Source organism: Phocaeicola salanitronis DSM 18170, from assembly GCF_000190575.1.
GTDB lineage: Bacteria > Bacteroidota > Bacteroidia > Bacteroidales > Bacteroidaceae > Phocaeicola > Phocaeicola salanitronis.
The window spans coordinates 2,238,340-2,253,982 of sequence record NC_015164.1; the positions used below are offsets into that span (position 1 = coordinate 2,238,340).

Genomic DNA, 15,643 nt, shown 5'->3' on the forward strand with positions numbered 1-15,643 from the left:
GAAGAACTCCCCCGAATACCTGTCACGCCATACGAAGCCCGATAAAATTCCGCATTTGCCCCTTCATCTTTCCAACATACATCAACCGCGCGGCAAGATACATAATGGTCCTCCTGCCAGTCCTCCCTATCAGTACTGCAGTCCTGACAGGCTAGGACTGCAGTACTGACAAGACAAAACTGCAGTACCGGCTGTACAGGACTGGCAAAGCGATTAACTGTCTTTGCCAACGCAGACATGCACTCCACAAACGAACATAAGTGAGATGACCGACTCACTTATGTTAAACGCCCGACTTACTTATGTAAAACGGCCCACTCACTTATGTTCATCAAAACGCATGCTTCTCTTCGTAATTTCTCACCGTCCAAGTTCGTTGCTGTAATCGCCCGTTTGAGTGAAACTGAGCGAGAACTTGTAGTGGAAATTATGCATCCCGCAAGTTTCATAGAAACGATGTGTCTGAAGACGCAACTGGTTGCAGCACACCTCTATCTGAAGGCATCCTTGGGATTTCGCTTCGTTGCAAGCAGCTTCGAACAGGTATCTGCCGATACCTTGACAACGGTAATCCGGGTGCACAACCAGCTCCATTATCTCACATATTCGTCCGGCATGATGCAATTGGCGTTCCATCCGCAAGTTGATGCATCCCGTCAGCTTTCCGTTTTCTTCGCATACCAGGCAGGTGTGGCGGTTGTCTTCCAACTGTTCGGAATAGATTTCTTTAAATTCATCGTAAGGAAGTTGCTTGGCTTCCATGTCGCATACCAGTGCATAAATGTCTGGGCAATCTGCCTGCCGGCTTCTACGCAGAAACCGTTCGCTTGTTCCCGTATCATCTTGGATAACGGTTGTCCGCATACCTTTTTCTCCCAGAATTGTTTCATTTGCCTTGTGGCTGATGTTCTCGCATATTTTGTCTGCCAGCCATTCCGGTTATCGCTGCTCAGCGATTGCACCAAGTTCCATACGCTATCCAATGATACGGTTGCATTCATAATCTGTTCCTTCTGCTTGTTATATTGACAAATGCAAAGTTAGTGATTTCCACCGGACAGGCAAGATCTGCCGGATGTTTATTCGTTGATATGGGTATAACTATCCGTAATCCGTGTATCGACAGACTCCGCTACCTGCCGTAATTTTGTCTTATCAAAATTACGATGCTTGATATGAAAGAAAAAATCATCCGTTTCTTTAAGATGTGGACATTGCCGCTCGGCATGTTTGCCGGAGTGGGCGTCTACTTGATGTTCCACTACATCACGTGGCTCAGTCCGCTCAAAGTGCTGGCAGGCGGAGCGGAAGACTATATCCTGCCGACGATGGTGTTCATCCAATTGTTTACTACCTTCTGCAAGGTCAATCCGCGGGAGATGCGCCTCAAGCGGTGGCACGTGGTGATGCTTGCGGTGCAGTTGACGTGCTGCCTGACAGTGGCGCTGCCCATTCATTTCTTCCCCCATTTCGAGTATAATGTCGTGGCACAGGGAGCGTTGGTCTGCCTAATTGTCCCCACCGGAACGGCTGCAGCTGTCATTGCCGGACGGCTGGGCGGCAACGAGACTACGCTGACCACCTACACCATCCTCAGCAACCTGGTGGCGGCAGCGATGATTCCAGCCGTATTCCCACTGGTGGAGATGCAGTCGGCAGGCTCGTTCGGGCAGCAATTCCTGCTCATCTTGCGGCGCGTGTTCCCGTTGCTTCTTACCCCGTTCTTTGCGGCATGGGCATTAAGGGAATTCCTGCCCAAGCTGCACGTCCTGGTGGTAAAGTGGTGCGGAAGCCTGGCGTTCTACCTGTGGGGCGTATCGCTCGTCATTGCCATCGGACTGACCCTGCGTTCGGTGGTGAACAGCCATTTCGACCCTCACGTAATGTGGCTGCTGGCATTGTCGGCACTGGTAGCGTGTGCCTGGCAATTCGGTATCGGAAAGCTGGTGGGCAAACATTGCAACGACTATATCAGTTGCGGGCAAGGCTTCGGACAAAAGAACACGATACTTGCCATCTGGGTATCCTATACCTACCTTACTCCCGTCATCTCCGTGGCACCCAGCTGCTATATCGTCTGGCAGAATATCGTGAACTCTTGGCAGCTGTGGCAGAAAGGGAGACGGGATGCACGCTGAGTTATAAATACGGAATATGGCAACTTATTCCTGCTGTTTATACAACCCTTATTTTAAGAAGTGCCCTTATCTTTGCCGCGTTACTAAAGAAATAAGTATATGGAAAAGAATTGCGACAAAGGAATTAGCCGCCGCTCCGCCTTGAAGCGGATGGGTCTGCTCATGGCAGGAGCAGTGGCGTTGGGGATGCCCTCACTTGCCTCATGCAGCGGAGAGAAAAAGAAACGCATCATCCTCTACTTCACCGCCACGGGCAACAGCCTCTATGTGGCACGTCAGTTGGCGGACGAAGCTACGGAACTGCTCAGCATCCCGCAACTGGTGAAGCAAGGGAGGTATGAACTGGAGGCGGACGAGATAGGCATCGTCTATCCTATCTATGGGCAGATGCCGCCCAACATGGTGCGCCGTTTCATACAGAAAGCACGGTTGAAGGCTGCCTACAAGTTTGCCGTGCTGACCTACGGCAACATGCAGTTTGTGGCGGCAGGGATATGGGACGAGGTCTCGCGCAAGTCGGGCAATGCTTTTGACTACATCACAAGCATTCTCATGGTGGATAACTGGCTGCCTAATTTCGATATGAACGAGCAGATAAAGATAGACAAACACATCCCCGAAAGCCTGGAGCGCATCACTGCCGACATAGCCGCCCGGAAGCATGAGATACCGCCTACCGAAGAACGGGCACGGCAACTGTTCGACCGCTTCATCCGTGACAGAGGGCTTGACCCGGAGGTGGGCTACCTGATGCACAGCGAAGATTACTTTGTCGTCACAGATGCCTGTATCGGCTGTGCCGTATGCACGGAAGTCTGTCCGCGCGGCAATTACGAACTAACCTCTACGGGCGTAAAGACCAAAGGCGACTGCGATTTCTGCTTTGCCTGCATACAGAATTGCCCACAAAAGGCTATCAAGTTCGCCGAACTGCCCGACAGTCCGTTCCTTGCCCACGGCGAGAAGAATCCGGATGCCCGTTTCCGCAACGAGCACGTGTCGCTCTGGAGCATCAAGGAAGCGAACAGGCAATGACCTACGAGAAACCGGCTATTTGCGGTACTCCGTCGGCGTGATGCCCAAGTTCTGGCGTACATAGCGGTTGAAATGTGCTTTCGACGAGAAGTCCATGATATCGGCAATCTGGGCAATGGTCAGCGATTTGTCCCGAAGCAGGTGTTTGATTTCCTGCAAGGCGAACCGCTTTATCCAATAAAGCGCCGAGAACCCGCTCAGCTTATAACACGTATCGGACAGATGCTTGGGTACCACGCAAAGTTCCGAAGCAAAATAGGCAACTTCACGGTGTGTGCGGCACGCACCGCCCTCCAACATCGAGAAGAAACGTGCCAATAAGGACGCTGCCTGCACCGGTACATCGGCAAAGCCATGGATGCGTGCATGAAAATCGTGAAAGTCGAGGAACAATCCTTGCAGGGCTACGGCCAAGGCATCTTGATAAAAATAGTGGGAAACACGATGAAGACGGTGCTCCACATTCAGGAAGTCAGCCTGGCAAATCTCCTGCTCATCGGGCAGCAGTTTCATCACGGGGTTGGCAAACAAAGTCATGATGCCCCGTACGAAATAGTTGTTGCCCGGCGAGCAGACTTTCAAGAACGATGTGCGGACATATATCGCCGTACATTGGAAGTCAGCCGAAGGCTTGATGCCGTCCAACAGCTTATTGTTGATGACAATCATGCAGTCACCTGCCGTAAACGGGATGAGCCGGTCATTGTAATGCAACTCGCACTCTCCCTCGTGGCAATATACGTGGGCAATATGCTGGCTCGCCTCCTCCGTGCCAAGGCTGTGCAGGTGATGTTCTATGACAACGTCTTCGTTCATGATGATAAAATGTTACATTATTCTTCCTCTGTCTCCTCCAATATCCGTATCATCTTCGGACGAAAATTGTAACCCCATTGCTCCAGCATGTGGATAATGGGCATGAGGCTCCCTCCGTCTTCCGTGATGGAATACTCCACACGGGGCGGAAGCTCGGGGTAGATGGTTTTCTCAATCATGCCGTGCCTCTCCAGTTCTTTCAACTGTTGGTTGATGACGCGGGGACTGGCATCGGGAAACAGGCGATGCAACTCGCTGGGTCTTCTTGTCCCCCAGTCCAATTCATATAGAATATAGGTTTTCCATTTACCACCTATCACTTCCATAGCGATTTTTACGCCGCAATTAATGTCCAAAGGTATCTTCTTATACATTATGTAACCATCAATATCTGTTTATGGGACAAAGGTACACATTATCAACACTTCCCCCAATAAGCACAGGGATAAATTTATCTGTATATGAACAATTCATCCCTACTTGTCACCTAAGGGTAAGGTACTATATTTGCACTCAAAAAAGGGAAATAAATAGACGTAAATTTTTCAAGCAAGCCGGCATATCGGCTTTGGCGGTGGCAATAGGTGGCAATGTGCTGCCAGCCCAAGGCGAAGAACTGTTTTATAATCATCCTAATGTGAACAATAATATGAATAAGCGTATGAAACACAAATGTAAGATTACCATCCTGAAACGGGAGTGTTACAAGGATTTGCAGGCGGAATATCTGGCAGACCCCAAGTCGGGACCATGCCCCTATTTCCGTGAAGGGCAAGAAATCATAGTGGACAACGACAATTTCTTCCGCATGTTGCACGGAACATTCTGTGCCGAGGCATGGGACTGCATCAGCCGCTACGTCTACGCGGCATTGCAGGGCGGCTCCATCATGCAGGGCTGGACGAACAACGAAAAAGTGATGATAACTTGCTGCAACGACGGCACGCGCCCAGTCATCTTCAAGCTGGAGCGGATTGATGAAGAGGTGTAGAATATGAACTCATAAAGATTCAAATTTTATGTTTAACCCGTCTTCCTGTCAAGAATTATCCAAGCAACAACCTGCTCGCAGACACCCCGTTTTCCCGTGTAGGAGAAACTAAAGTGAAAAGCGAGCCGCAAGCGGCATGATGGTCTCTGTGCTCGCGATTCGCTTTTCTACATTATTATATTATGCCTGCCCTCGATACTCCCCCGGTGTCATCCCCACCCGCTTCTTGAACAGCCGACTGAAATAAGGCAGGTATTGAAACCCTAATTCTTCCGCCACTTGCCCGATGCTCTTTGAGGTGTCAAGCAGGCGGTCTTTGGCAATGGAAATAACCGTGTCTTGGATGTATTCCTGCGCGGACTTTCCGCACTCTTTCTTTATCAGGTCGCCGAAGTAGTTGGGCGAAAGGCAAAGCTCGGAAGCAAAATACTTGACCGTAGGCAAGCCGGACTGCATCGGCTGGCGGGAGTTGAAATAATCGTGCAACAGTTTCTCGAAACGGGTCAGCAGGTCGGTATTGACTTTTTTACGGGTAATGAACTGGCGTTCGTAGAAGCGTGTGCAATAGTCCAGCAGCAACTCAATATAGACACAGATCAACGTCTGGCTATGATTGTCTATCGGATGATTGAGTTCTTCCGTTATCTTGTCGAAACAGTCGAGGATGATGTGTCTTTCCCGTTCGGAGAGGTGTAACGCCTCGTTTACGTCGTAGGCGAAAAAAGTGTACTTCTTCATCTTGGTAGCCAACGGCGTGCCGACAATCAAGTCGGGATGAAACAGCAGTCCCCAGCCTTGCGGTTGGAAGATTTCTTCCGTCGCTTCCGCACCGATAACCTGTCCCGGAGAGATACAGACAATGCTTCCTTCCTGATAGTCGTAATACTGCCGTCCGTAGGTCAAAGTTCCGTTCTTCGTCTCCTTCAGGAACACGGCATAAAAGTCTATGTTGAATAGGAAACTGTGTATGGGCGACAGTTTGGAAAAGTCGATAATGCTCACCAACGGATGCAGCGTTTCTACACCCATATACTTGTTGTATGCGTCAATATTTACTCTTTCTACCTTCTTCATAAGTCTTCTTTTCTTGTTTGTTGCTGCAAATATAAGGCATTGTTTTCTAATAGTTTCACCCTTTATCCATATTTCAGTTATCCGCATCAAACGTTCAGTAATCAGTATAACGGCTTTCGGTGGGGAACGCCGTAATTTTGCATCGTCTAATTAAAACAAAGGATTCGATTATGGTACTGAAACATCTTACGGAACGGCAGGCACACATCGCCTTGATTTCCATCCATACGGCTATCACCACCACCGATGTGGAGGGGTTGAAGAAAGTCTTGGCAGATGCTCTGGACTTCGGCATGACCATTAACGAGATTAACGAAGAGATTGTGCATCTGTATTGCTACGTGGGTTTTGCTCCAGCGTGCCGGGCAACCACTGTGTTTATGAACTTGGTGAATGAACGGCGCAGCAAAGGCATACACGACGAGCAGGGACGAGAAGCATCGCCCCTTGACGAAAGCGAAAGCAAGTATGCACGGGGTGAACGGCTGCAAATGTTTTGCGCTGGCATGACGGCAGAACAGTTGCGCAGCGGCTTCTTCGGTTTCAATCCGTTGCTGGACTTCTGCCTGAAGGAGCATCTTTTTGCCGACCTCTTTGCCCGTGACCTCCTTTCGTATGTCGAGCGGGAGATTACCAACGTGTCTGCCCTTGCCGCAATCAAGGAGCCAATGGTGGAATCGCACTACGGCGGTGCGCTGAATGTCGGCGTGACGGAGGGGCAGTTGCGGGAAATACTGAGGCTCATTGGGCAGGGGGTGTCGGCTGAGGCAGCGGAAGTAGGCTTACAACGCTTGGAGCATACATTGAATATTCGCAATCAAAAACAATAACGTATGGACACACAATTACTGGCAGGCAAAGTCGCCCTCGTAACGGGCGGCAGCAGCGGCATCGGCTTCGGTACCGCCAAAAGACTAATGGAAGAAGGCGCGTTCGTCTATATCACCGGACGGCGCAAGGAAGTTTTGGAACAGGCAGCCGCCAAGTTGGGCAGCCGCGTAAAAGCGGTGCAGGCGGACAGTTCCAAGAAAGAGGATATGCTCCGGCTGGCGAACATCATCAAGGAGGATAACGGAGGACTTGACATCATCTTCGCCAATGCAGGCGGAGGCAAGGCTATCCCGTTTGAGGAGGCAACGGAAGCGGACTACCGCCGCACGTTCGATGTGAACGTATGGGGCACGTACCTCACCGTGCAGACCCTGCTGCCCATCCTGCGCGACGGGGCTTCCATCATCCTGAACGCCTCCATTACAGCTTACATGGGATTGCCGGGCTTCGGACTGTACGCTGCCACGAAAACCGCCGTCCGCTCCTTTGCCCGCAGTTGGACAACCGACTTGAAAAGCCGTGGCATCCGTGTCAATGCCGTCAGTCCGGGTGTGATACCTACCGAGGGGTACGAAGTGGTGCAGGGCATGAGCGCTGCCGATGTGCAGGCATACGCCGACCGTGTTTCTTCGGAAATCCCACTTGGGCGTGTCGGCACAAGCGAGGAATTGGGCGATGCCGTGGTATTCCTTGCGTCGGATTTGAGCAAATACATCACGGGCATCGAGTTGACGGTTGATGGCGGCATGACGCAGGTTTATGCAGGAAAGAATTAACATCAATAGAAAATACAATGGAGAAAATAAAGTTAAACAACGGCGTGGAAATTCCTATTTTGGGGCTGGGCGTTTACCAGATGTCCAAAGAAGAATGTGAGAACAGCGTGTGCGAGGCTATCCGTCTGGGCTATCGCTCTATCGACACCGCATCGGCTTATTGCAATGAGGAAGCCGTAGGCAGCGGCATCAAGAAAAGCGGCATCGACCGCAAGGAACTGTTCATCACCACCAAGCTGTGGATTAAGGATGCAGGGTACGAGAGCGCACGGGCGGCTGTGGAGAAGTCGCTACGCAAGTTGCAGACCGACTATCTCGACCTGTACCTCATCCACCAGCCTTATGGCGATGTGTTCGGCGCATGGCGGGCAATGGAGGAAATGTACAAGGAAGGTAAAATCCGTGCTATCGGACTGAGCAACTTTTTCCCCGACCGCTTCATGGACTTGACTTTGCACAACACGGTCGTCCCGGCGGTATGCCAGATGGAGGTGCATCCCTACTGCCAGCAAATCGCGACGCAGCAGTTCCTCGGCGGATATGACACACGTTTGGAGGCATGGAGTCCGTTTGCACAGAACCCCGCCATCTTCCAAGACGAGAAACTGAAAGCCATTGCCGCCAAGACGGGCAAGAGCGTGGCACAGGTAATCCTGCGCTGGCTCATCCAACGCGACATCATCGTCCTCACCAAATCGACGCACACCGAACGGCTGCGCGAGAACATGGATGTGTTCGACTTCGAGCTGGATGCCGACGACATGGCAACCATTGCCAAACTCGACACCGGACGCAGCACCATCTTCGACCATCGCGACCCGGCTTGCGTCAAGATGATTTGCGAAGCACAATTCGATTATTAATCATTCAAATTTATCATTATGGAATACATCAAACTTGGAAATTCAGACTTGAACGTATCCCGCATCTGCATGGGATGTATGGGATTCGGCGACCCTACACAGGGACCTTGCACATGGACTACCAACGAGGAGCAGTCCCGCGAAATCATCAAGCGTGGATTGGAACTGGGCGTGAACTTCTTCGACACCGCCATTGCTTACCAAAGCGGCACGAGCGAGCAATACGTGGGACGTGCCCTCCGCTCCCTTGCCAAACGGGAAGACGTGGTAGTTGCCACCAAGTTCCTGCCCCGCACCCCCGACGAGATTGCCGCCGGAATCAGCGGTCAGCAGCACGTGGAGCGTATGCTCAACAAGAGCCTTGAGAATCTCGGCATGGACTACGTGGACTTGTACATCTGCCACATGTGGGATTATAACACGCCCATCGAGGACATCATGGAGGGCATGAACCATGCGGTAAAGGCAGGCAAGGTACGCGCCATCGGCATCTCCAACTGCTTTGCCTGGCAGCTTGCCAAAGCCAATGCCATTGCCGACCGCAACGGCTGGGCGAAGTTCGTATCCGTGCAGGGGCATTACAACCTGCTGTTCCGCGAGGAAGAGCGCGAAATGGTCCCCCTCTGCGAAGAGGATAATATCGCCTTGACCCCATACAGCGCACTGGCAGGCGGTCGCCTTTCCAAGCGTCCGGGCGAGACATCGAAACGTCAGGAAGAGGACGGCGTAGCCAAGATGAAGTATGACGCCACCGCCGAACAGGATGGCATTATCATCGCCCGTGTTGCCGAACTTGCCGACCGTTACAGCGTGACGATGACGCAGGTCGCCCTTGCGTGGCTCTTGCAGAAAGTAGCTTCACCCGTAGTCGGCGCTACGAAGCTGCACCACATTGAAGGAGCCGTCACCGCCCTCGACCTGAAGCTGACACCGGACGACATGGCTTATCTGGAAGAAATGTACATTCCGCACAGACTGGTGGGTGTCATGGCACTCAACAAGAAGAAGCCGACAGAGAAGGCTACTTGGTCTACGGGGAATCAGGTTATCAAGTAAGATAACTGACGGGAAATAACATTGCAATCAATAATATATTTAACCCGTCTTTCTGTCAAGAATTATCCAAGCGACAACCTGCCCGCAGACACCCCAATTTCCCGTCAGGGACACACGACCTCCTCGTCGGGGACAAACGGGGTGCTCGTCGGGGACAAACGAGACCCTCGTGGGGGACAAACGAGAGGTTCGTCGGGGACAAAAGGCAACCACTTGTCAGTCAGTAGATTGCAAAAGCGTTTGATGAAGAGGGACGAAAGACACAAAAAAGGAGGTATGTATGATATTTTGGAAACGAGTAAAGCAAGCAATCAACGACCTGTGGTATCCCCGCAGCGTCACCGTGGGCAAGCCTGTCGAGACGCAGGAACTTGCCAACCGCATCGCACGTGAGTCGACCGTGTCGCCCGCCGATACCCATGCCGTGCTCCGTGCCCTGCCCAACATCATGGCGGACTTCATGAAAGAAAGCCGTGCCGTGCATTTTGAAGGACTGGGCTGGTTCCGCTACACCACCGTTTCGGCAGGCAACGGCGTTGCCACGAAAGAGGAAGTAAGCAGCGACCAGATTACCGGCCTGCGTGTGCAGTTCACGCCCGACCGTACCCGCAACATGAGCGGTGGCTACACCCGCGCCCTCATTGCCGATGAAGGTATCACCTTTATGGAATGGCTGGGCAAGGAAAGCGACGAGACGCAGGTGCCGGAGGATGAGGAAGAGGAAGCAGGTAATGAAGGTTCCTTCGGATAAAGTCCACGAATCGCGCATAATCAGATTTCCCGCAACGATGTGTCCCCGCGTTGCGGGATTTTTTATTCCATTCTCTGATTCAGTGTTAAGATTTACTTCTCTCTTGATATGTAAGGAGGATAATCGTCTTTAGACAAGCTCCTTTCCAACGTATCGGGGTCTACATCCCAAAGCGTGGGCAAATATTCGAACACTGCCTTTCCGTTATCAAGATAAAAGCGGACCTTGGAATCGAAGGCAACGGGCTTATATTTGTCCGCTTCTACGGGATTATCCCTATATAATAACTGCTTTTCTTGCCATTTCAGTTCTTTCCCGTCAAAAGTCACACCGGATATTCCGCAAACTACGGCTTCCATCGTTTGGTGCTGAACCGTTGTCGAAATGCAACGCATATAGCCGGTCAGTTGATTCGTGCTTTTCCGAAAAGCCAGTTCATAGCGGAAAACACTTGTCCCCGTATAATCTTTGGCAATGGTTGTCCGCATTCCTTTCCCGTCCAGATTATAAACTAATTCCCGGGTAACGGTGGTCATGTTGAACTTGAAGCCGTTCTCTGTCTGCACCCAGTCGGAGAACATCATCTTGTCGCTATACACTCCTTCCAAAGTCTCGTTTTCGAGTTTATACACGACCTCGTCAGTAAACAACGTTTTGCCGATGATATTTTGCCGGATGAATTGGATTATTTCGTCTTTCATAATGATGTGCACTTATTTATATTGACAGATGCAAAGTTAGTGATTCCCGACAGACGAGCAAGAATTGCAGAGGCTTTTCGTTGATATGGGTATAGCAATCTGTAATCCGTGTATGGACGCACAGGGGCATCTGCCGTAATTTTGCATCAGAACGAATTTAATGACAGATAGATTTATGAGCACAATGAAAACAAGAATCCTCGCACTCCTCACGCTCGTCGTGATGTGCACAGCGGGCACCTTTGCCCAAGACAGAAAAATCCTCGTGGCTTATTTCAGCTGGAGCGGCAACACGCAGCACGTAGCCGAATACATCGCCCGGCAGACCGGCGGCACCCTGTTCCGTATCGAACCCGTCAAGCCGTACCCCACGGAATACACGCCCTGCACCGAGGTAGCCAAGGCGGAGAAGGAGCAGAACGCCCGCCCCGCCATCAAGAACCGTGTAGCGGACTGGGACAGCTACGACACGGTGTTCATCGGCTGCCCCGTGTGGTGGTGGACCGCCCCGATGATTATCAACACCTTTGCCGAAAGTTACAATTTCAAAGGCAAGACCGTCGTCCCCTTCTGCACCTACGCCTCGACCTACCGCGACGAGACGCTGGCGAAGATTGCCGAACTCACGCCCGACGCCCGTCACCTGAAAGGCTTCGGAGCCGTGGACCGGAATACCGAAGGCATCACGGAATGGCTGAAAGAGATTAAGCTGGCCAAGTAAAAAGGTCCCCCTGCCGCCAACGTGCGACGGGGACATGACATATAGTAAACACGAACGCCGACCGAGCCAAGCTCATACGCCGTTTGAGGGTATCTCATACGCCGTCTATGCTTCTTCGGCAAAAGAAGCGTTGTGGAAGGCGTAGACAGCACTTCTTTTCGTCAAGAAGCGACGTGGAAGGCGTAGAACAGCGGTTCTTGGGCAAAAGCAGTGCTGCGGAAGATATTTCCGGCGTTTCTTAGGAATCAGCCCCTGCAAACCACAAGGGGTTTGCAGGGGCTTTTCGTTGACAGTGGTATAGCAATTATCCGCAAAACCGGCATATCCTCCCGAATTTTCTATAAGCCTGTTCAGAGGCATATTCCCTACCTTTACATCCGAATCATAAAGAATGAACGTATGAAACTACTGAAGAATCTTCTGTTGTCCGCCCTGATGCTATGGGGCGGCGTATGCGCTACCTATGCGCAAGAGAAAACGACGACGGCAAGCGTACCCGTAGTCAAGTTGAACAACGGCGTAGAGATGCCCCGGTTCGGCATCGGCACGTTCCTCCAGCCCAGCGACGCAGTGTGCGAACAGTCGTGCCTCACGGCATTGAAAGCCGGCTACCGCCACATCGACACCGCCCATGCCTATCAGGACGAGGCAGGTGTAGGCCGTGCCGTCAAGGAAAGCGGCATCCCCCGCGAGGAAATCTGGATTACCAGCAAGCTCTGGCCCACGGAATACGGTGAGGGCAAGACATTGAAAGCCATCGACGAGATGCTCGACCGTATGCAGCTGGACTACATCGACCTGCTCTACGTCCACCAGCCCGTAGGCGACTTCGTGGGAGCGTGGAAAGACATGGAGAAGGCAGTGAAGATGGGCAAGGTGCGTGCCCTCGGCATCAGCAACTTCGACGCCAACGATGAAGTATGGAACACGATTATGAAAGAGGCGACCATCAAGCCCCAAGTACTTCAGATGGAGTGCCACCCCTACGCCCAACGTGTGGAGATGCGCAAGAAAGCCGCTGCGGAAGGCATCCAGGTGGAATGTTGGTTCCCGTTGGGCGGTGCCATGAGCAATGGTGCCTTGTTCAAAGACCCTGTGATAAAGAAGATTGCCGAAGCCCACGGCAAGACTCCGGCACAGGTCATCCTGCGCTGGCACATCCAGGAAGGCTTCTCCGTCATCCCCGGTGCATCGAATCCCGACTACATCAAGGAAAACATTCAAATCTTCGACTTCCAGTTGACCGATGACGAGATGCAGCAGATGCGCTCGCTCAACAAGGAGAAGCGTTTCTTCAACGCCACGCTGGAGGATGTGGAGAAGATGGTTTGGGGGGCAAGACTGTGATGGCTTGACATACGCAAATGATATAGTATAGGAAAGCATCTTCGGGAAGGCACGGAGATGCTTTCCTGATTTTATGAGCTGTAACTTTTGCCCGCTCCTTGATTTTCGCTATCTTCGCAAACATCAACATTAAAATCGCGCGATATGAAAACGAACTATCAACGATTCCTTGACGGGGAATACTGCAACAGGCTCGACCCCGAAGTATTGGAAATGATGGTGCAAACCAAACGCCTGCTTGCCCGCTTCAACGCTACGGACATCGCAGACGGGGAAATCCGAGCTGATATCTTGCGCCAAATGCTGGGTAGTATCGGCAAACATTCCAGCATCGACATAAATTTTACCTGCCAATGTGGTAAGCATATTTTCATCGGAGAAAAGACCATTGTCAATATGAACTGCACATTTCTTGATGAAAACATCGTACACATAGGCAATCAAGTCTTTATCGCTCCTAATGTCCAGCTATACACGGCTACTCATCCCATTCTGCCACAAGAACGGTTCATCGAAGATTGGGATGAAAATTCCGGCGAACTGTTTTTCCGTACCCGTGCTTTACCGATTACGATTGGCGACTGCGCATGGATAGGCGGCGGAGCAATCATCCTGCCCGGTGTGACTATTGGTGAAAATACCGTTATCGGCGCGGGCAGTGTGGTAACACGCTCCATTCCGGCAAACTGCATGGCGGTGGGGAATCCGTGTAGGGTGATTCGGAAACTCAAATAAAAGCCTATACAAAAAACTCCCGCAACGGGTTCTCTGCGTTGCGGGAGTTCTTGTTTTTCTTTACCCGTATGTCTCTATCAGGAACTTCACGAACTGCGGGTCTCCGAAGTTCACCGTTCCCGTATCGTGGCAGTTGAGTGTGGCGATACGTTTCATTTCCTCATCGGCCAACGTGAAGTCGAAGATGTCCAGATTCTGCCGCATACGCTCCACATGTGTGCTCTTGGGGATGGCGACGATGCCCCGCTGCGTGAGCCAGCGCAGCGCCACCTGTGCAGCGGTCTTTCCGTAGCCTTTGCCGATGGAGGCGAGCAGTTCGTTCTTTACCACCCCTTCGGCACCCTCGCCGCCGAGCGGTCCCCATGCCATCATCTTCGTGTCGTGTTCCGCGAGAATCGGCTCGATGCCCTGTTGCTGGACGAGCGGATTGCATTGCAATTGGTTCACCATCGGCTTGATGTCCACATAGTGGGCGAAGTCGAAGAAACGTCCCGCCTGGAAGTTGCTTACCCCGATGGCACGCACCTTGCCTGCGCGGTAGGCTTTCTCCATCGCCCTCCACGAACCGAACACGTCGCCGTATGCCTGATGGATGAGCAGCAGGTCGATGTAGTCGGTCTTCAGCTTGCGCAGGCTCTCGTCGATGCTTGCCGCCGCCTTCTCCTCGCCGGCATTCGAAATCCATACTTTCGTCACCAGGAAAATATCCTGCCGGGGGACACTGCTCTTGCTGATGGCGTTCCCCACGCCTTCCTCGTTGAAGTAAGCCTGCGCCGTGTCAATCAGGCGATAACCTACGTTCAGTGCGTCGCTGACGCATCGTTCACATTCCTGCGGGGCTACCTTGAACACCCCGTAGCCCAATAGCGGCATTTCCACGCCGTTGCTCAGTTTGATTGTTTCCATGTTCGTCTTTGTTTAATCGGTTTTCTATAAGGACAAAGATACGGCGGAATGTCGAGCTATTCCATACAAGGATTACGGATGCTTGTGTCTTTTTTACGGATTATCCAAGAATACACGTTCAATGCCAATGGATGTGGAGGGGCAGAAAGTATATCGGGAAGTTTTGAAAAAGGAGTAAAAGTCTTGCTTTCTTGCCGATTCTTGTTAACTTTGCGAATGAAATCAATAAAAAGAAAACGTATGGATACCATTCAACTGAACATCAGCAAGCAGCAATTTTTCGGAATGTTGCAAGCCATGCCCGAACAGGACAAGCTGGAAGTGTTCGACCGCCTACGCAAATCACTGTTCGTTAGCCGATTCGACCGTCTGCTGAAATCTGTCCGTACCGATGAACTGAGCATGGACGACATCACCCGCGAAGTAGAAGCCGTAAGACAAAAACATTATGAAGAACGGAAACAATGAGCCGAATCGTGTGGTCATTGACACCAACATCTGGATATCATTTCTGATAGGGAAACGGTTGTCGGGATTGCATCGCCATATAGACAGCGGACGGATAAAAATTATGGCTTGCGAAGCACAGCTGCGTGAACTGGTCGATGTACTGAACCGTCCGCGCATCCGCAAGTACATCCCTGCTGAACAAGCAGAAGAATTTCTTGACCTGTTTTGTGAAGCGGCTTTGTTTGTAAAACCAGAACAAGGTCCATCGCTTTGCCGTGACCCAAAGGATGACTATTTGCTCTACACAGCCCTTGCCGCACAAGCCGATTATTTGGTGAGTGGCGATGATGATTTGTTGTCGCTCCGCAACATTGGTGGTACACGGATTATTTCGTTCACCGACTTTGAGGCTGCTATGAAGCTGGCTTAAAAACGAAATACGGGCTCGCTAC

The 15,643-nt window shown here is 51.5% G+C and carries 19 protein-coding genes; 13 read left to right on the forward strand and 6 right to left on the reverse strand.

Annotation, left to right across the window (positions count from 1 at the left end; genetic code table 11):
* Window positions 1–360: 360 nt before the first annotated feature.
* Window positions 361–864: a GNAT family N-acetyltransferase gene (locus tag BACSA_RS09610; RefSeq protein ID WP_013617912.1), complete on the reverse strand. Its 504-nt coding sequence runs from the start codon at window positions 862–864 to the stop codon at window positions 361–363.
* A 311-nt stretch (window positions 865–1,175) separates the two neighbouring features.
* Between BACSA_RS09610 and BACSA_RS09615 the strand changes: the two genes are divergently transcribed.
* Entirely contained in the window at window positions 1,176–2,138 is a 963-nt protein-coding gene (locus BACSA_RS09615; protein ID WP_041584342.1) for a hypothetical protein, read from the forward strand.
* 99 nt (window positions 2,139–2,237) lie between these two features.
* Window positions 2,238–3,173 carry an EFR1 family ferrodoxin gene (locus tag BACSA_RS09620; RefSeq protein ID WP_013617914.1) on the forward strand — a complete coding sequence of 312 codons (936 nt, stop codon included), beginning with the start codon at window positions 2,238–2,240 and terminating at the stop codon, window positions 3,171–3,173.
* 15 nt (window positions 3,174–3,188) lie between these two features.
* On the opposite strand, the gene BACSA_RS09625 is transcribed toward BACSA_RS09620, so the two are convergent.
* Together BACSA_RS09625 and BACSA_RS09630 are read right to left on the reverse strand one after the other, a co-directional pair.
* Complete coding sequence (locus tag BACSA_RS09625; RefSeq protein WP_013617915.1) at window positions 3,189–3,989, reverse strand: AraC family transcriptional regulator; 801 nt, start codon at window positions 3,987–3,989, stop codon at window positions 3,189–3,191.
* A 17-nt stretch (window positions 3,990–4,006) separates the two neighbouring features.
* Window positions 4,007–4,363 (reverse strand): winged helix-turn-helix transcriptional regulator, encoded by a 357-nt coding sequence (locus BACSA_RS09630; protein WP_013617916.1) that lies wholly within the window; start codon window positions 4,361–4,363, stop codon window positions 4,007–4,009.
* 287 nt (window positions 4,364–4,650) lie between these two features.
* Between BACSA_RS09630 and BACSA_RS09635 the strand changes: the two genes are divergently transcribed.
* Window positions 4,651–4,980 carry a TIGR04076 family protein gene (locus tag BACSA_RS09635; protein ID WP_041584344.1) on the forward strand — a complete coding sequence of 110 codons (330 nt, stop codon included), beginning with the start codon at window positions 4,651–4,653 and terminating at the stop codon, window positions 4,978–4,980.
* A gap of 180 nt (window positions 4,981–5,160) precedes the next feature.
* On the opposite strand, the gene BACSA_RS09640 is transcribed toward BACSA_RS09635, so the two are convergent.
* Window positions 5,161–6,054, reverse strand: coding sequence for a helix-turn-helix domain-containing protein (locus BACSA_RS09640; protein ID WP_013617918.1), 894 nt, complete (start codon window positions 6,052–6,054; stop codon window positions 5,161–5,163).
* 170 nt (window positions 6,055–6,224) lie between these two features.
* Between BACSA_RS09640 and BACSA_RS09645 the strand changes: the two genes are divergently transcribed.
* The 5 genes from BACSA_RS09645 (at window position 6,225) to BACSA_RS09665 (ending at window position 10,331) form a co-directional block, all read left to right on the forward strand.
* On the forward strand, window positions 6,225–6,884 hold the full coding sequence (locus BACSA_RS09645) for a carboxymuconolactone decarboxylase family protein (RefSeq protein ID WP_013617919.1): 660 nt from the start codon (window positions 6,225–6,227) through the stop codon (window positions 6,882–6,884).
* 3 nt (window positions 6,885–6,887) lie between these two features.
* A complete protein-coding gene (locus tag BACSA_RS09650) occupies window positions 6,888–7,661 on the forward strand; it encodes a glucose 1-dehydrogenase (RefSeq protein WP_013617920.1) in 774 nt (257 codons plus the stop codon).
* A 17-nt stretch (window positions 7,662–7,678) separates the two neighbouring features.
* Window positions 7,679–8,524 (forward strand): aldo/keto reductase, encoded by an 846-nt coding sequence (locus BACSA_RS09655; RefSeq protein WP_013617921.1) that lies wholly within the window; start codon window positions 7,679–7,681, stop codon window positions 8,522–8,524.
* An 18-nt stretch (window positions 8,525–8,542) separates the two neighbouring features.
* Entirely contained in the window at window positions 8,543–9,580 is a 1,038-nt protein-coding gene (locus BACSA_RS09660) for an aldo/keto reductase (protein ID WP_013617922.1), read from the forward strand.
* A gap of 280 nt (window positions 9,581–9,860) precedes the next feature.
* On the forward strand, window positions 9,861–10,331 hold the full coding sequence (locus BACSA_RS09665; RefSeq protein WP_013617923.1) for an HU family DNA-binding protein: 471 nt from the start codon (window positions 9,861–9,863) through the stop codon (window positions 10,329–10,331).
* A 92-nt stretch (window positions 10,332–10,423) separates the two neighbouring features.
* Here BACSA_RS09665 and BACSA_RS09670 read toward each other — a convergent pair whose 3' ends face one another.
* The gene (locus BACSA_RS09670) at window positions 10,424–11,032 is read right to left on the reverse strand and encodes a hypothetical protein (protein ID WP_013617924.1); all 609 of its coding nucleotides are present in this window, start codon (window positions 11,030–11,032) and stop codon (window positions 10,424–10,426) included.
* Window positions 11,033–11,216: 184 nt separating this feature from the next.
* Here BACSA_RS09670 and BACSA_RS09675 point away from each other — a divergent pair, with 184 nt between their 5' ends.
* From BACSA_RS09675 to BACSA_RS09690, 3 genes are all read left to right on the forward strand, one after another.
* On the forward strand, window positions 11,217–11,753 hold the full coding sequence (locus BACSA_RS09675; RefSeq protein WP_083802577.1) for a flavodoxin: 537 nt from the start codon (window positions 11,217–11,219) through the stop codon (window positions 11,751–11,753).
* A 399-nt stretch (window positions 11,754–12,152) separates the two neighbouring features.
* Entirely contained in the window at window positions 12,153–13,100 is a 948-nt protein-coding gene (locus tag BACSA_RS09685) for an aldo/keto reductase (RefSeq protein WP_245546538.1), read from the forward strand.
* 144 nt (window positions 13,101–13,244) lie between these two features.
* Window positions 13,245–13,835: a sugar O-acetyltransferase gene (locus BACSA_RS09690; protein ID WP_013617928.1), complete on the forward strand. Its 591-nt coding sequence runs from the start codon at window positions 13,245–13,247 to the stop codon at window positions 13,833–13,835.
* 60 nt (window positions 13,836–13,895) lie between these two features.
* Here the strand turns inward: BACSA_RS09690 and BACSA_RS09695 are convergent, their stop codons facing one another.
* Window positions 13,896–14,741, reverse strand: coding sequence for an aldo/keto reductase (locus tag BACSA_RS09695; protein ID WP_013617929.1), 846 nt, complete (start codon window positions 14,739–14,741; stop codon window positions 13,896–13,898).
* A gap of 240 nt (window positions 14,742–14,981) precedes the next feature.
* Here BACSA_RS09695 and vap15 point away from each other — a divergent pair, with 240 nt between their 5' ends.
* Window positions 14,982–15,209, forward strand: a complete 228-nt coding sequence (gene vap15, locus BACSA_RS09700; protein WP_013617930.1) for a type II toxin-antitoxin system VapB15 family antitoxin — start codon at window positions 14,982–14,984, stop codon at window positions 15,207–15,209.
* Entirely contained in the window at window positions 15,190–15,621 is a 432-nt protein-coding gene (locus tag BACSA_RS09705; protein WP_013617931.1) for a putative toxin-antitoxin system toxin component, PIN family, read from the forward strand. The genes vap15 and BACSA_RS09705 overlap by 20 nt, the downstream gene beginning before the upstream one ends.
* The last annotated feature ends 22 nt before the right edge of the window (window positions 15,622–15,643 follow it).

Bases quoted from the DNA above. Each gene is read 5' to 3' on its own strand.
- BACSA_RS09610 (WP_013617912.1), bottom strand. From the start codon at position 864: ATGCGGACAACCGTTATCCAAGATGATACGGGAACAAGCGAACGGTTT.
- BACSA_RS09615 (WP_041584342.1), top strand. From the start codon at position 1,176: ATGAAAGAAAAAATCATCCGTTTCTTTAAGATGTGGACATTGCCGCTC.
- BACSA_RS09620 (WP_013617914.1), top strand. From the start codon at position 2,238: ATGGAAAAGAATTGCGACAAAGGAATTAGCCGCCGCTCCGCCTTGAAG.
- BACSA_RS09625 (WP_013617915.1), bottom strand. From the start codon at position 3,989: ATGAACGAAGACGTTGTCATAGAACATCACCTGCACAGCCTTGGCACG.
- BACSA_RS09630 (WP_013617916.1), bottom strand. From the start codon at position 4,363: ATGTATAAGAAGATACCTTTGGACATTAATTGCGGCGTAAAAATCGCT.
- BACSA_RS09635 (WP_041584344.1), top strand. From the start codon at position 4,651: ATGAAACACAAATGTAAGATTACCATCCTGAAACGGGAGTGTTACAAG.
- BACSA_RS09640 (WP_013617918.1), bottom strand. From the start codon at position 6,054: ATGAAGAAGGTAGAAAGAGTAAATATTGACGCATACAACAAGTATATG.
- BACSA_RS09645 (WP_013617919.1), top strand. From the start codon at position 6,225: ATGGTACTGAAACATCTTACGGAACGGCAGGCACACATCGCCTTGATT.
- BACSA_RS09650 (WP_013617920.1), top strand. From the start codon at position 6,888: ATGGACACACAATTACTGGCAGGCAAAGTCGCCCTCGTAACGGGCGGC.
- BACSA_RS09655 (WP_013617921.1), top strand. From the start codon at position 7,679: ATGGAGAAAATAAAGTTAAACAACGGCGTGGAAATTCCTATTTTGGGG.
- BACSA_RS09660 (WP_013617922.1), top strand. From the start codon at position 8,543: ATGGAATACATCAAACTTGGAAATTCAGACTTGAACGTATCCCGCATC.
- BACSA_RS09665 (WP_013617923.1), top strand. From the start codon at position 9,861: ATGATATTTTGGAAACGAGTAAAGCAAGCAATCAACGACCTGTGGTAT.
- BACSA_RS09670 (WP_013617924.1), bottom strand. From the start codon at position 11,032: ATGAAAGACGAAATAATCCAATTCATCCGGCAAAATATCATCGGCAAA.
- BACSA_RS09675 (WP_083802577.1), top strand. From the start codon at position 11,217: ATGAAAACAAGAATCCTCGCACTCCTCACGCTCGTCGTGATGTGCACA.
- BACSA_RS09685 (WP_245546538.1), top strand. From the start codon at position 12,153: ATGAAACTACTGAAGAATCTTCTGTTGTCCGCCCTGATGCTATGGGGC.
- BACSA_RS09690 (WP_013617928.1), top strand. From the start codon at position 13,245: ATGAAAACGAACTATCAACGATTCCTTGACGGGGAATACTGCAACAGG.
- BACSA_RS09695 (WP_013617929.1), bottom strand. From the start codon at position 14,741: ATGGAAACAATCAAACTGAGCAACGGCGTGGAAATGCCGCTATTGGGC.
- vap15 (WP_013617930.1), top strand. From the start codon at position 14,982: ATGGATACCATTCAACTGAACATCAGCAAGCAGCAATTTTTCGGAATG.
- BACSA_RS09705 (WP_013617931.1), top strand. From the start codon at position 15,190: ATGAAGAACGGAAACAATGAGCCGAATCGTGTGGTCATTGACACCAAC.